This window comes from Leifsonia sp. P73, from assembly GCF_051059105.1.
Taxonomy (GTDB): domain Bacteria; phylum Actinomycetota; class Actinomycetes; order Actinomycetales; family Microbacteriaceae; genus Leifsonia.
In genome coordinates, this window is sequence record NZ_CP194931.1 from 3,707,133 (window position 1) to 3,720,934 (window position 13,802).

General features: G+C 72.0%; 17 protein-coding genes. 13 read left to right on the plus strand and 4 right to left on the minus strand.

Features of this window, described 5'->3' with window-relative positions; all coding sequences use genetic code 11:
- Positions 1-17 precede the first annotated feature (17 nt).
- Positions 18-1,517, minus strand: a complete 1,500-nt coding sequence (locus ACQ86L_RS19050; protein WP_434316786.1) for an MFS transporter — start codon at positions 1,515-1,517, stop codon at positions 18-20.
- A 42-nt stretch (positions 1,518-1,559) separates the two neighbouring features.
- Between ACQ86L_RS19050 and ACQ86L_RS19055 the strand changes: the two genes are divergently transcribed.
- The 9 genes from ACQ86L_RS19055 (at position 1,560) to ACQ86L_RS19095 (ending at position 8,883) form a co-directional block, all read left to right on the plus strand.
- Positions 1,560-2,081: a phosphoribosyltransferase gene (locus ACQ86L_RS19055; RefSeq protein WP_434316787.1), complete on the plus strand. Its 522-nt coding sequence runs from the start codon at positions 1,560-1,562 to the stop codon at positions 2,079-2,081.
- A 50-nt stretch (positions 2,082-2,131) separates the two neighbouring features.
- Complete coding sequence (locus tag ACQ86L_RS19060) at positions 2,132-2,785, plus strand: uracil-DNA glycosylase (protein ID WP_434318927.1); 654 nt, start codon at positions 2,132-2,134, stop codon at positions 2,783-2,785.
- Between the two features lie 35 nt (positions 2,786-2,820).
- Complete coding sequence (locus ACQ86L_RS19065) at positions 2,821-3,399, plus strand: GNAT family N-acetyltransferase (protein WP_434316788.1); 579 nt, start codon at positions 2,821-2,823, stop codon at positions 3,397-3,399.
- Between the two features lie 27 nt (positions 3,400-3,426).
- Positions 3,427-3,975, plus strand: coding sequence for a DUF2781 domain-containing protein (locus tag ACQ86L_RS19070; RefSeq protein WP_434316789.1), 549 nt, complete (start codon positions 3,427-3,429; stop codon positions 3,973-3,975).
- Between the two features lies 1 nt (position 3,976).
- Entirely contained in the window at positions 3,977-4,201 is a 225-nt protein-coding gene (locus ACQ86L_RS19075) for a hypothetical protein (protein WP_434316790.1), read from the plus strand.
- The gene (locus ACQ86L_RS19080) at positions 4,201-4,617 is read left to right on the plus strand and encodes a VOC family protein (RefSeq protein WP_345836661.1); all 417 of its coding nucleotides are present in this window, start codon (positions 4,201-4,203) and stop codon (positions 4,615-4,617) included. The genes ACQ86L_RS19075 and ACQ86L_RS19080 overlap by 1 nt, the downstream gene beginning before the upstream one ends.
- A gap of 101 nt (positions 4,618-4,718) precedes the next feature.
- Positions 4,719-5,813: a hypothetical protein gene (locus ACQ86L_RS19085; RefSeq protein WP_434316791.1), complete on the plus strand. Its 1,095-nt coding sequence runs from the start codon at positions 4,719-4,721 to the stop codon at positions 5,811-5,813.
- 187 nt (positions 5,814-6,000) lie between these two features.
- A complete protein-coding gene (locus ACQ86L_RS19090) occupies positions 6,001-7,461 on the plus strand; it encodes an amidase (RefSeq protein WP_434316792.1) in 1,461 nt (486 codons plus the stop codon).
- 51 nt (positions 7,462-7,512) lie between these two features.
- Positions 7,513-8,883 (plus strand): pyridoxal phosphate-dependent decarboxylase family protein, encoded by a 1,371-nt coding sequence (locus tag ACQ86L_RS19095; protein WP_434316793.1) that lies wholly within the window; start codon positions 7,513-7,515, stop codon positions 8,881-8,883.
- Between the two features lie 5 nt (positions 8,884-8,888).
- Here the strand turns inward: ACQ86L_RS19095 and ACQ86L_RS19100 are convergent, their stop codons facing one another.
- On the minus strand, positions 8,889-10,700 hold the full coding sequence (locus tag ACQ86L_RS19100) for a gamma-glutamyltransferase family protein (protein ID WP_434316794.1): 1,812 nt from the start codon (positions 10,698-10,700) through the stop codon (positions 8,889-8,891).
- A gap of 51 nt (positions 10,701-10,751) precedes the next feature.
- Between ACQ86L_RS19100 and ACQ86L_RS19105 the strand changes: the two genes are divergently transcribed.
- A complete protein-coding gene (locus ACQ86L_RS19105) occupies positions 10,752-11,459 on the plus strand; it encodes a YoaK family protein (RefSeq protein WP_434316795.1) in 708 nt (235 codons plus the stop codon).
- 6 nt (positions 11,460-11,465) lie between these two features.
- Here the strand turns inward: ACQ86L_RS19105 and ACQ86L_RS19110 are convergent, their stop codons facing one another.
- Both ACQ86L_RS19110 and ACQ86L_RS19115 read right to left on the minus strand, forming a co-directional pair.
- Positions 11,466-11,798 (minus strand): MmcQ/YjbR family DNA-binding protein, encoded by a 333-nt coding sequence (locus ACQ86L_RS19110; RefSeq protein ID WP_434316796.1) that lies wholly within the window; start codon positions 11,796-11,798, stop codon positions 11,466-11,468.
- A gap of 5 nt (positions 11,799-11,803) precedes the next feature.
- Positions 11,804-12,178, minus strand: a complete 375-nt coding sequence (locus ACQ86L_RS19115) for a DUF1844 domain-containing protein (protein WP_434316797.1) — start codon at positions 12,176-12,178, stop codon at positions 11,804-11,806.
- Positions 12,179-12,462: 284 nt separating this feature from the next.
- On the opposite strand from ACQ86L_RS19115, the gene infC reads away from it, so the two are divergent.
- From infC to rplT, 3 genes are read left to right on the plus strand one after another with little or no spacing between them, the layout of a single operon-like run.
- Positions 12,463-13,119 carry a translation initiation factor IF-3 gene (gene infC / locus ACQ86L_RS19120; RefSeq protein WP_208038327.1) on the plus strand — a complete coding sequence of 219 codons (657 nt, stop codon included), beginning with the start codon at positions 12,463-12,465 and terminating at the stop codon, positions 13,117-13,119.
- Complete coding sequence (gene rpmI / locus ACQ86L_RS19125) at positions 13,119-13,313, plus strand: 50S ribosomal protein L35 (RefSeq protein WP_185278178.1); 195 nt, start codon at positions 13,119-13,121, stop codon at positions 13,311-13,313. The genes infC and rpmI overlap by 1 nt, the downstream gene beginning before the upstream one ends.
- Before the next feature lie 37 nt (positions 13,314-13,350).
- Positions 13,351-13,737 (plus strand): 50S ribosomal protein L20, encoded by a 387-nt coding sequence (gene rplT, locus ACQ86L_RS19130; protein WP_345836654.1) that lies wholly within the window; start codon positions 13,351-13,353, stop codon positions 13,735-13,737.
- Positions 13,738-13,802: the final 65 nt, after the last annotated feature.

The following is a 13,802-nucleotide window of genomic DNA, read 5'->3' on the forward strand; positions in this document are numbered from 1 at the left end:
CCCCTTGTTCGCGAACCCTAGCCGATCGTCGCCCCTGTGTTCACTGTCGAATCCGCGGCGATGGTCGCCGCCTCCGCGTCGGCGAACGCCAGGCGCGGCACGAAGAACAGCAGCACGGCGGCGACGAGGGCACCGAGTCCGCAGATCGTCCAGACCAGCATGTAGCCGAACAGGCTCGCTGCGGTGGCGGTGACGGTCGCCGCTCCGGTGAGCAGCACGACGCCGAAGACGGCGGACGCGAACGAGCCGCCGATCGTCTTGGTGGTGTTCGTCATCGCGGTGGCGACGCCGGTCTGCCCGCGCGGGGCGGCTGCTGCTGCGGCGGCGGGGAGCGCCCCGACCAGCGCGCCGGAGCCGATGCCGGCGATGGCCATGTTGGTGAACACCTGCCAGGTCTCCAGGTGGAACGGCAGGAACAGCAGGTACCCGATGGCCACCAGGAAGGACGCGCCGATGAGCGTCACGCGCGGGCTCAGCCACGACGACACCACGGGGAAGAGCACCGCGCCGACGATCATCGAGATGAGGTAGGCGCCGATCAGGATGCTCCTCTGGCCGGCGCTCAGCCCCAGGCCGTAGCCGTTGACCGGGTCGGTGCCGGCGTACGTGCTGAGCGGGGCCTGCGCGCCGAGGAGGCTGATCCCGATGAGGCCGGCGGTGAGCTGCACCGGCCACATGGTGGGCTGCCGCAGCACCCGCAGGTCGATGGCCGGGTCCTTCTGCCTCAGCTCCCAGCGCCCGAACGGGATGAACGCGAGCACCCCCAGGACGATCAGCGCCCAGACCCACCAGGTGCCGACGCCGTTGATCCGCAGGAAGGTCAGGCCGGAGGTGATGAGCAGCAGGGCGAGCGTGAGCAGCACGAAGCCGACCCCGTCCAGCGTCCGGCCGCTCACCGGCTCGGACTCGGGGACGCCGAACAGGATGGCGAAGAACACGAGCGTGACCGCCACGGCGGGGACCATGAGCGTGGTCGTCACGTTCTGGCCGAACGCGTCGAACAGCAGGCCCGCGCCGATCGCGCCGACGATGGCGCCGAACTCCAGCGCGACCACGAGCAGGCCGGCCGCCCGCCGGGTGCGCGACGCTGCCGTGTCGGTGCGCCGGCCGCGGTCGAAGATGAGCGCGATCTCCAGGGGCAGCCAGACCACGTAGAAGCCCTGCAGCGCGAACGCGATGAGGTACGTCGTGAAGTCGTGCGAGAACGCCAGCGCCCAGCTCGACAGCGCCGTGAGCACGGTCGCGACCAGCAGGATCCGCTTGTGCCCGAACATGTCGCCGAGCTTGGCGAGCACCGGCACGACGAGGGCGGAGAGCAGGAGCTGAGCGGCCTCGAACCAGTTGTAGTCGGCGTCGTGGATGCCCAGATGCTTGACGATGTCGGAGATCAGCGGCACGTAGTAGCCCTGCAGGATGCCGCTGGTGAGCTCGACGAGTGCGAGCCAGCCGATCAGCGCGGCGGTCGCGCCGATCGCGGTGGTCGCCCGGCGCTGGGCGACCGTCTTCTCCGAAGTCATGCGCGGATGCTAACACCCGCCGCGCCCTTGTACGGTAGAGACGTGGCCAGCGAACTCGACGATTCAGGTGCAGACGTCCTCGAAGAGACGGAGCGGGAGGTCCTGGGCTGGCTCGAGTTCGGCGACGCCGCCCGTCACCTGGCCGGCGAAGTGGTCGAGTCCGGCTTCGAGCCCGACCTGGTCGTGGCCATCGCCCGCGGCGGCCTCCTGCTCGCCGGCGCCATCTCGTACGCCCTCGGCATCAAGGCCTGCGGCGCCCTCAACGTCGAGTTCTACACCGGGGTCGACACCCGGCTGCCCGAGCCCGTCGTCCTGCCGCCGATGCTCGACTCGTCCGCTCTGGAGTCCAAGCGCGTGCTGCTCGTGGACGACGTCTCCGACTCCGGCCGCACCCTCGCGCTGGTCGTCGACCTGATCGCCGCGTCCGGCGCCGACGTGCGGACGGTGTGCCTGTACTCGAAGCCGCGCACGGTGCTGGAGCCCGACTTCGTCTGGCGCCGCACCGACAGGTGGATCACCTTCCCGTGGTCGGCGCTGCCGCCGGTGACGGCCTCAACGCACTGAGCCTCGTCGTGGTCGCCAAGTCCCTGGCCGAGCTCGCCGCCGACGGCTCGATGGACCCGGGCTGGGCGCAGGCGCTCGCCCCGGTCGCCGACCGCATCGCCGGGATGGGCGACTTCCTGCGCGCCGAGGTCGCGGCCGGGAGGCCCTACCTGCCCGCCGGCGAGAACGTGCTGCGGGCGTTCCGCGCGCCCTACGCCGACGTGCGCGTGCTGATCGTGGGCCAGGACCCGTACCCGACGCCCGGCCACCCGATCGGCCTGTCCTTCGCGGTGGAGCGGCACGTCCGGCCGATCCCGCGCAGCCTCCAGAACATCTACCGCGAGCTGCGCGACGACCTCGGCGTCGTGCCGCCCCCGCACGGCGACCTCAGCGCCTGGGCGGGGAACGGCGTGATGCTGCTGAACAGGGTGCTCACGGTGCGCCCGGGAGAGCCGGCCTCCCACCGCGGCACGGGCTGGGAGGCCGTCACCGAACACGCGATCCGCGCCCTCGTCGCCCGCGGCCGACCGTTCGTCAGCATCCTGTGGGGCAGGGACGCCTCCACGCTGAAGCCGATGCTCGGCGGCAACCCGGTCATCGAGTCCCCGCATCCCAGCCCGCTCTCCGCCTCCCGTGGTTTCTTCGGCTCCCGGCCGTTCTCCCGGGCGAACGCGCTCTTGGAGGCGGCGGGGGAGGAGCCGGTGGACTGGTCGCTGGAACCGTAACCCCGGCGAAACGCGCGACGACGTACCCTGGAACGGTGCTGGAAGAGGAATACGAGACGCGCCGGGTCCTGCCGCGACACCTGCGCAAGCCGGAGCCGTCCGAGACGCCGTTCGACTACAGCATCCGCGAGGCGCGTCCCGAGGACATGCCCGACGTGCGCGAGATCTACAACCACTACGTGGCCAACAGCACCGTGACGTTCGACGAGGACGCCATGACGCTGAAGGAGTGGAAGAGCAAGTACGCCTACCTGAAGAAGCTCGGGATGCCGTTCATCGTCGCCGAGTCGCCGAGCGGGCAGATCCTCGGCTACGCGCTGGTCTCGCCGTGGAAGCAGAAGCGCGCCTACCGCTTCACGGTCGAGAACTCGATCTACCTGGGCGCGGCCTCCACCGGCAAGGGCCTCGGCCCCATCCTGATGCAGGAGCTCATCGACCGCTCGAAGGCCGCGGGCCTGAAGGAGATGATCGCGGTCATCGCCGACAAGGGCGCGGAGGCCTCGATCAAGATGCACGAGAACTTCGGCTTCACGGAGATCGGGCGGATGGGGCGCGTCGGGTACAAGTTCGAGCGCTGGCTGGGGACGGTGCTGATGCAGAAATCGCTCAAGTAGGCCCGTCTCGCCGCTAGGCTCGCGTTCGTGACCACCGCCACCCCGCACCCCGGCGAGGTCGCCTCCGCCGCTCCGGCGACGCCCGCGAACCTCCCGCTGCGCAGACGCCCCTTCGACATCTTCTTCGTCGTGATGTTCTCGCTGTTCAGCCTGACCTGCATCATCAGCGACGCCATCCCCACCCTCGGGATCCCGCAGACGGCGACGACGACCAACATCCTCGCGCAGTGGAACTACACGTACTCGTCGCAGTACGACCCGCTGTACCAGCACGAGGCGCTGTGGCTGCGGTTCATCACGGGCACGAGCGCGTTCGTCTACCTGCCGTTCTACATCCTGCTGATCGTGTGCCTGGTCAAAGGCTTCAACTGGATCCAGCTCTACTGCGTGATCTACGCGACCATGATCATCAGCCTGACCGCCATCCCGATCTTCGGCGTCGAGTTCTTCGGGCCGGTCGGGGAGCGCACCCCGAACCCGGTCGTCTTCCTGCTGTACAACGGGCCGTACGTGCTGGTGCCGTTGCTGCTGCTCATCCGGATGCGCAAGCCCATGCCGTTCACCAGGAGGTTCTGAGATGCCGCTGCTGGAAGACCTGTCCGTCTACGAGGACGGCGAGACGTTCACCGTTTACGACCACTCCTACGAGGACGAGGACGCAGAGCCCGGTCGCGGGAGGCCGCTCGGCACCGTGACGCGCACCGCGGACGGCGGCTACGTCCCGGACGGGCCCGGCGCCATCTTCGCGTGGGTGTCGCCCGCGCGCACCATCGACGACGCGCTCGCGGCGTTCGTCGGCTGATGGCCGACGCAGCACCGGTGCGGCAGCTCCGCATCGTGGTGGAGGCCGAGGACTACGACGAGGCGCTGGCGTTCTTCCGGGACGTCCTCGGGCTCCCCGAGGAAGCGAGCTACTCCGGGGACGGCGGCGCGCAGGTCGCCATCCTCGACGCGGGACGGGCGACGCTGGAGCTGGCGAACCCGGCGCAGAAGGCGATGATCGACGACGTGGAGGTCGGCCGTCCGGTGGCGCCGCGCATCAGGCTGGCCTTCGAAGTCGACGACGGGCGCACCGTCACGGCGCGGCTGGTGGAGGGCGGAGCCGAGCTGATCGCGCCGCCGACCGTGACGCCCTGGAACTCGCTGAACTCCCGGCTCGCGACGCCCGCCGACCTCCAGGTGACGGTGTTCCAGGAGCTCGGGGAGGACGGCGTATAACGATTCGGGCATACGCGGCGGTGCGGTCTCCCCGGCGGCCCTAGAATCCGATCACGCGGGCCCGACCAGACGGTGCGCCCGGTGGACGAGTGGGGGATTCGATGAAGGCGGTTCTGCGCGCCTCAGGGGCGGCACTGCTGGCCGTCACGCTGCTCACCTCGTGCGCCGCGCCCAGCCCGGCCGGGCCGACGCCGACCGCCCGGCCCAGCACGCCCACCCCGACGGCGACGGTCGCGTCCGCGCCGACCCGGCGGGTGGCGACGACGTGCGACGCCCTGCTCCCTGCCGCGTCCGCGAAGGCAGCAGCCGGCGCAGGAGTGCAGCCTCGGGAGTGGGCGCCCGACACCCGTAACCCGGTGCTGTACGCGGACCTGCGAGCCGGGGCGCTGACCTGCGAGTACCGCGGTGAGCTTGCCGGGGACTCGGCCTGGCTCGCCCCTGACGTGTTCGTCGGAGTACTGCCGACTCTCGGGGCGAACGACCACTTCGGCGTCTTCGCGAACATCGGGGGAGTGACGGTCGACGGCGACCACTACTTCGGCTGCCCGGACTATCCCGGCCAGAACCCCACGTTCTGCGAGTTCGGCGCGATCGTCGGCGACTACCAGGTGATCGGCACCGTGACGCTCCCCGATCGCACCACGCTCGACCAGGACGCCGTCCGCGCGGTCTTCGACGGCGCGACCGCGGTCGTCGGCCGCCTGGGCGTGCCCGTGCCGCTGTGGCAGCCGGCGGATGGGAGCCTGCGCGGGGTCACCTCGTCGGACGGCTTCCTCCCGCTCGAACGCATCGCCGCCATCCTCGGGGTCTCCTCGGTGTACTCGCCGAAGTCCGAGGGCGGCGAGTACACGACGACCCGGCTCGCCTCCGCCCAGCTCAGCGGCGCCTACTGGTCGGACTTCGTCCAGGAGGACGGTGGGTCGGCCTCGGTTGCCATCGCCGTGCTACCGGGGGGTGCGAGCTACTACGACGACATGAAGGGCACGCCGGTGCCCGGCACGAGCGACGCGCAGGCCGTCCCCGGGCTCGGCGACGACGCGTACCTCTCGACGTTCCGGCTCGCCATGCCGGGCGGTCCGGGCGACCCGGTCCCGTACCTCGACGTGAAGGTGAAGAACAGCTGGCTGCAGGTCTCCGGCGCGTCGCCCGCCGTGCTCGAGCAGCTCGCGCGCGAGGTCGTCGCGAACCTGTCCTGAGTCGGCTATGAGTGTGCTGCGGATCAGGTCGCCGGGTTCGGCGCCGACCTAGGCTGACGTCGACGACATCGTCGGACGGCCCGCGTGGCGAGTCGGCCGAGTGAGGCCGATGGCACAAATCGTGGCCGGGAGCGGGGCTCCCGGCCACGTCCATGTCCGGCGTTCGTCCGCTGCGCAACATCGCGAAATGCATGCATTTTGTCGAGGGCATAGCGTTGGACCCGTGGAACTCCATGAGATGACGGCGCTGGCGTTGTGGCAGGAACTGCAGGCGGGACGGGTGTCGCCGCGGGAGCTGGCCTCCCACTACCTCGACCGCATCGAACGGCTGAACCCGCAGCTCGGCGCGTTCGTGACGGTCACCCGCGAGCGCGCGCTGGAGCGGGCCGACGAGGTCGCGGAGCAGGTGCCGAGGACCGCGCCGCTCTGGGGACTGCCCTCCGGTGACAAGGACCTCTGGCTGCGCGCGGGCGTGCCGGCCGGCTTCGGCTCGCGGGTGATGGCGGGCTTCGTCCCCGACACCTCCGACGAGATCGTGCAGACCCTGGACGCGGCGGGCGCCGTGAGCCTGGGCAAGACCAACGCGCCCGAGTTCGGCCTCCCCGCCTACACCGAGTCGCTAGCCGCGCCGCCCGCGCGCAACCCGTGGAATCCCGACCTCGGCGCGGGCGGGTCGAGCGGAGGGGCGGCCGTCGCAGTGGCGAGCGGGATGCTGCCGTTCGCGCCCGGCTCCGACGGTGGAGGGTCGGTGCGTATCCCCGCCGCCGCGTGCGGGCTGGTCGGGCTCAAGCCGTCGCGAGGGCTGGTCCCCGCCGGCAGCGGCATCGACTCGCTCGCCGGGCTGGTCGTTGACGGCCCGTTGGCGCGCACCACGGCGGACGCGGCGCTGCTGCTCGACGGGATGATCGCCAAGGTCGGCGGCAGAATCGACCACCACTACACGCTGCGCGCGCCCTACGACGACGACGGGCCCTTCCTCGGCACCGCGATCCGCGGGGAGGGGCGGTTCCAGCTCGGCGTCATGACGACCTCCGCGTGGGACGACGCCTACGACATCGTGGTCTCGCCGGAGGCCAGGTCGGCGCTCGACGCGGCGGTCGAGGCGTTCGCGGCGATGGGTCACGGCGTCGAGGAGACCGCGCTCGAGCCCGACCCGACCTACGCCCCGGCGTTCCGGACGATCTGGCAGGCGGGCGCCGCGCGCATCCCGGCCGAGGGGGAGGCGCTCGCGCTGCTGGAGCCGCTGACAGCGTGGCTCGTGCAGCGCGGCCGGAGCATCCTCGCCCGCGAGCTGAGCGAGGCGCTCAGCGCGCTGACCGCGTACGAGCGCTCGTTCATCCGGCAGCTCGCGTCGTTCGACGCGGTGCTGACGCCGGCGCTCGCCCTCACGCCGCGGCCGGTCGGCTGGTACGACCAGGAGGACGGCGAGCGCAACTTCGAGCAGCAGGTGCTCTACACGCCGTTCACCTCGATGCTCAACGTCACCGGTCTCCCGGCGATCGTCCTGCCCGTCGCGCAGACGGAGGACGGCCTCCCGATGGGTGTGCAACTCATCGGCCGCCCCGGCGGGGAGCGCACCCTCCTCTCCCTGGCCGCCCAGCTCGAACGCCGCCTCCACTGGGAGACCCGTCGGCCGCCCATGTGGTGACGACCAGGGCCTCCGTTGTCCACGCCGCCCCGGGAGGGCTACCCTGCGCGTGTGGACGATGCGTTCCGCCCGGTGCTCGGCGAGGCCGCCGTGCTCGCGGGGCGATGGCTGGACGGCGTGCGCGACGGGAGCATCCCGCCTTCCGCCGACGTCGAGGCGGTGAAGGATGCGCTGGGCCGGCGGCTGCCCGAGCGCGGCCCGGCGGCCACGGAGGTGCTGCGCCAGCTCGCCGCGGCCGCCGAGCCCGGGCTCATGCGGATGCACTCGCCGCGCTTCCACGGCTGGGTCATCGGCGGCGCGCAGCCCGTCGCCCTCGGCGCCGACTGGCTGGTCGCCGCCTGGGACCAGAACACGGCCCTGCGCGCCGTCACCCCCGGCGTGATCGCGGCCGAGGAGCTCGCCGCCGAGTGGATGCTCGACCTCCTCGGCCTGCCCGCCGAGGCGGAGGTCGGCTACGTCACCGGGGCGACCGTCGCGAACCTCGTCGGCCTGATCTGCGGTCGCGACGAGACGCTGCGCCGCGCCGGCTGGGACGCGCGGGCGGACGGCCTGGCCGGGGGCCCGCGGGTTCGCCTGCTGGTCGGAGCCGAGCGCCACGGCTCGATCGACAGTGCCGCGATGCTCGCCGGCTTGGGCGCCGGACGCCCCGTCGCCGCCGACGACCAGGGCCGCATCCGCGCGGACGCGCTCCGGGAGGCGCTCGCCGAGGGCGACGGCCCCACGGTCGTCTGCCTCCAGGCGGGCAACGTCCACTCGGGCGCGTTCGACCCGCTGGCCGACGCGATCGAGATCGCGCACGAGGCGGGCGCGTGGGTGCACGTGGACGGCGCGTTCGGCCTGTGGGCCGCGGCAGCGCCCGGCCTCCGTCACCTCACCGACGGGATGGCGGCCGCCGACTCCTGGGCGACCGACGCGCACAAGACGCTCAACGTCCCGTACGACAGCGGCGTCGCGATCGTCGCGCACCCGGAGGTGCTGCACGCCTCGATGGCGCAGCACGCGGCCTACCTCGCGGCGATGTCCGGCGCGTCCGATCCGGAGGACCGGGTCCCGGAGCTCAGCCGCCGGGCGCGCGGAGTGCCGGTGTACGCGACGCTGGCCCAGCTCGGCAGGGAGGGCGTCGCCGACCTCGTGCAGGGCCTCGCCGACGCGGCCACGACGATCGCCGAGGGCCTCGCGACCATCCCCGGGGCGCGGGTGCTCAACGACGTCGTCTACACGCAGGTGTGCGTCACGTTCGGCGACGACGACCGCACCCGGCGGGTGGGGGAGGCGCTGCGGCAGGGCGGGGTCGCGCTCGCGTCGTCGTCGGAGTGGCACGGGAGGGCGGTGCTGCGGTTCTCGGTCAGCAACTGGCTCACGGACGGGGTGGAGGCCGGGCGCACGTTGGACGCGGTGCGGGAGGCGGCGACCAGCGCGTAGGCCGCCTACCGCCCCGCCGCGTACCCCTGCATCCCGCGCGGATTCGCCGCGGCGCTCAGCACGCCCGTCTCCGGGTCCTGCCCCACCGACGACAGCCGCCCAAGCGTCCACGCCCCGGCGCGCGTCACGACATGCCCGCGCGCCTCCAGCCCCGCGATGACCTCCTCGCCGAGCCGCGACTCCACGACAGCGCCGGCCGGCACCCAGGTGCGCGGCCAGAACGACTCCGCCAGCGACGTGGTGTGCAGCGCGGGCGCGTCGATCGCCTGCTGCGGCGTGTAGCCGCCGACGAGGGTGCGCAGCAGGTAGAGCAGCTGCCACTGGTCCTGCTGGTCGCCGCCGGGCGAGCCGAGCGCGGTCACCGGGACGCCGTCTCGCAGCACGAGCGTGGGCGTGAGCGTCGTCCGCGGTCGCTTCCCCGGCTGCAGGGTGGAGGCCGAACCCTCCTCCAGCCAGGTCATCTGCAGGCGGGTGCCGAGGCAGAAGCCGAGCGCCGGGATGGTCGGCGACGACTGCAGCCAGCCGCCGGACGGCGTCGCCGAGACGATGTTGCCCCAGCGGTCCACGACGTCGAGATGGCAGGTGTCGCCGCGGGTGGTCCCGTCGCGCGCAACGGTCGGCTCGCCGACGCCGGCGATGGCCTCCGCCAGCGGCGGCTCGTACGCGGTACGCAGCGGCGGGAGGAACGGCTCGGCGCCCTCCACGCGGCCGGGGCGGAACTCGGCGGAGGCCCGGTCGCCGATCAGGGCGCGACGCTCCGCGATGTAGTCGGGCGCCAGCAGCTCCGCGACCGGCACGCGCGCGTCCCCGAAGTAGGCGTCGCGGTCGGCGTAGGCGAGCTTCTGCGCCTCCAGGATCGTGTGCGCGCCCAGCTCCGTGGAGGGGTCGAGGCGATCGTCCTCGAAGCCGTCGAGGATGGCCAGCGTCTCCAGCAGCGCGGGCCCCTGGCCCCAGGCGCCGGTCTTCGCGATCGTGTGTCCGCGGAACTCCAGCGTCGTCGCCGGCTCGTACCCGGCGCGGAACGCGGCGAAGTCGGCCTCCGCGATCACGCCCGCGTGGTCGGTGCCGGGGGAGTGCCGGTGCGGGATGCGCGCGAACGCGGACGCCTCCCGCGCGACGAGGCCGGTCGCCCACTCGGTGCGGGCGGCCTCCACCCGCTCCTCGCGGGTCGGAGCGACGTCGCCCGCTGCGATCAGTCCGCGCAGGACGCGCGCGTAGGCCGGGTTGCGGATCAGCTCGCCGGCCTCCGGGACGCGCCCGCCCGGCATCCACAGCTCGGCCGAGCTCGGCCAGTGCTCGGTGAACAGCCCGGAGACGGTCCGGATCGTCGTGCACACCCGCTCCAGCACGGGATGCCCGTCCTCGGCGTACCCGATCGCGAACGCGAGGACGTCGGCGAGCTCCCAGGTGCCGTGGTCCTTCAACAGCAGCAGCCAGGCGTCGACCGCGCCGGGCACCGCCGCCGCGAGGGCGCCGGCGCCGGGGACCAGCTCCAGCCCCTCGGCGAGGTAGTGCTCGCGCGTCGCGCCCGCCGGCGCCGGACCCTGCCCGGCGAGCACGACCGGGGTCGGGTCCTCCGCCGTGGCGAACAGCGCCACCAGGTCGCCGCCCGGCCCGTTGAGGTGCGGCTCCACGACGTGCAGCACGAACGCGCCGGCGACCGCGGCGTCGAACGCGTTGCCGCCGCGCTCCAGGACGGCCTGCGCGCTCGCCGTCGCCAGCCAGTGCGTGGAGGCTGTCATGCCGAACGTGCCGGTCAGGGTCGGGCGGGAGGTGACGGCGGGGGAGGGGTGAACGTCATGGACTCCATCCTGCACCGCCGCCATCCGGCACCGTGACGCGGACCGTCTCGAATAGGGTGGACCTCCGTGTCCGTCACTCACCGCCTGGGCCGCGCCGACGCCGATCGGCTGCACCTGGCCCTCATGCTCGCCCTCACGTTCTCGACCGGCGTCGTCGACGCCACCGGCTACCTCGGCCTCGACCGGGTCTTCACCGGCAACATGACCGGCAACGTCGTGCTGCTCGGGATGGCGCTGACCGGGACCACGAACCTCCCGATCCTCCGCCCGCTGCTGGCGCTCGGCGCGTTCCTCGCGGGCGCCGTGGTCGGCAGCCGCCTGGTGCGCCGCGACGACGGCTGGTCCGGACGCGTGACGGCGACGCTCTGGGTGATCGCCGGCCTCCTGACCGCGATCGCCGCGCTGCTGGCGTTCGCCCTCCACCTCGACCCGCAGCTGGTGGGCACCATCGCCACCTCGGCGCTGGGCTTCGCGATGGGGATGCAGGCCGCGCTGGCCCGCCGCGTCAAGGTCGCCGACGTCACGACGGTGGTGGTGACCTCCACGCTGACCGGCCTCGCCGCCGACAGCCGCCTCGCCGGCGGGAACGGCTCGTTCTGGGTGCGCCGCGCGCTCGCCGTGCTGCTGATCACCGCAGGTGCTGCCGCCGGCGCGCTCGCGCTGCTCGTGCACGTGTCGCTGGGCGTCCTGGTCTCGGCCGCGATCACGATCGCCGTCGCATCGCTCGGCCACACCGGCCACCGCGCCCGCAGCGCCGCGACGGTTGAGGGCTAGCGCCCATCAGTCCAGCAGCCGCCGGAGGGCCGCCGGCGCACGGTTGCGCCAGGCGTCCGTGACCAGCTCGCGCAGCAGCGCGGGATCGATGTCGGCGAAGTCGACCTGCGCAGACGAGAGCCGCCCCGCGAACCACCGCTCGGAGCAGTGCTCCGGCCACGCGGCGGTGGCCTCCCGGATGCCGGCCTCGCCCAGCATCAGATGGACCGTCGAGGTCGCAGGGTCGAGCATCGTGGCGAAGCGCTTGCCGCGAACCCGGAACGCCGGGAGGCCGCCGTGCTCGTACTCCTCGACCTCCGGGAGGCCCAGGGCCAGCGCGTGCACGGCGGCGGCGTCCATGGGGCTCAGTTCACCGGGCCGGTGTACTTCTCGCCCGGCCCCTTGCCGATCTCGTCCGGGAACGGCGACGCCTCGCGGAACGCGAGCTGCAGCGAGCGGAGGCCGTCGCGCAGGCTGCGCGCGTGCTGGTCGCCGAGGTGCGCGGCGCTCGCCGTCACCAGCCCGGCGAGGGCGTCGATCAGCTTGCGGGCCTCGTCCAGGTCGGTCTGGTGGTCCGGGTCGTCCGCCAGCCCGACCTTCACCGCGGCGGCGCTCATCAGGTGCACGGCGGTGGTCGTGATGACCTCGACCGCGGGCACCTCGGCGATGTCGCGCGTGGCGCCGGCGACGGCCTCGTCCTCGTGCAGGTGACCGTCTTGGATGGGGGATGTGTCGCTCACTGCTTTCCTCTGTTAGAATCGTTCGGGCTCCGGGGCATCTGCCTCGGGACGAAAGTGGAGATTCCTCCCACCCGCGCTTGACCGCTTTACAGGTTACCGGGTCGTTGCACTCCGCCGACGTGCGTCAGCACGGAGGTAGCCAGGGTGCTGCACCAGCCCCGCGAGACGAATCCTTCGGGAAAAATCGGGCGTGGGGCTGCGCTGGTGCGTGGAATCCTCACTTTCTCTGAGCCGTCTCGCGACGGCCCGAGCACTCGAAGCATCGCTCATCAGAGGAGACTGACATCAGCGAACCCCGTACGAATGACCGTATCCGCGTCCCCGAAGTTCGACTCGTCGGCCCCAGCGGAGAGCAGGTCGGCGTCGTCAAGATCGAGGTCGCCATCCGACTCGCGCAGGAGGCGGATCTCGACCTGGTCGAGGTCGCGCCCAATTCCAAGCCGCCGGTCGCGAAGATCATGGACTACGGCAAGTTCAAGTACGAGGCTGCGCAGAAGGCCAAGGAGGCCAGGCGCAACCAGGCGAACACCATCCTCAAAGAGGTGCGGTTCCGCCTCAAGATCGACAAGCACGACTACGAGACCAAGCGCAAGCGCGCCGAGGGCTTCCTGAAGGCCGGCGACAAGGTCAAGGCCATGATCCTGTTCCGCGGCCGCGAGCAGTCGCGTCCGGAGCAGGGCGTCCGCCTCCTGCAGCGCTTCGCCGAGGACGTCGCCGAGTTCGGCCAGGTCGAGTCCAACCCGACCATCGACGGCCGCAACATGGTGATGATCATCAGCCCGCTCAAGAACAAGTCCGAGGCCAAGGCCGAGGCCAACGCACAACGTGCCGCTTCCAAGGCGCGCGCCCAGGGGCGCGACCAGGACGCGGTTGCTGAGACAGCCGACGCTGCTCAGTCCGAAGAGAGTTCGCCCGCCCAGGCGACGAACGAGGAGAAGTAATGCCCAAGCAGAAGTCCCACTCCGGCGCCAAGAAGCGCTTCAAGATCACCGGCAGCGGCAAGGTCATGAAGCAGCAGGCCGGTATGCGCCACAACCTGGAGCTCAAGTCCAGCCGCCGCACCCGCCGGCTGAACCAGGACCAGGTCGTCCCCGAGGTGGATGCCAAGGTCATCCGCCGGATGATCGGCAAGTAAAGCTCCTCCCCGACACGCACGTAAGGAAAATCGACTAATGGCAAGAGTGAAGAGGGCTGTCAACGCCCACAAGAAGCGTCGGGTCATCCTCGAGCGCGCCGAGGGCTACCGCGGTCAGCGGTCGCGCCTCTACCGCAAGGCGAAGGAGCAGGTCACCCACTCGCTCGTCTACGCGTACCGTGACCGCCGCCAGAAGAAGGGCGACTTCCGCCGTCTCTGGATCCAGCGGATCAACGCCGCGAGCCGCGCGAACGGCCTCACCTACAACCGCCTCATCCAGGGCCTGGGCCTGGCGGGCGTCGAGGTCGACCGCCGCATCCTCGCCGAGCTGGCCGTGAACGAGCCCGCGACCTTCGCCGCGCTCGTCGAGACCGCGAAGAAGGCCCTCCCGGCCGACACCTCGGCCCCGAAGGCCGCCGCGTAAGCAGCGCACCCCAGCACCACGAACGGCCCGGTCGTCACGACCGGGCCGTTCTGCGTCTCAGCACA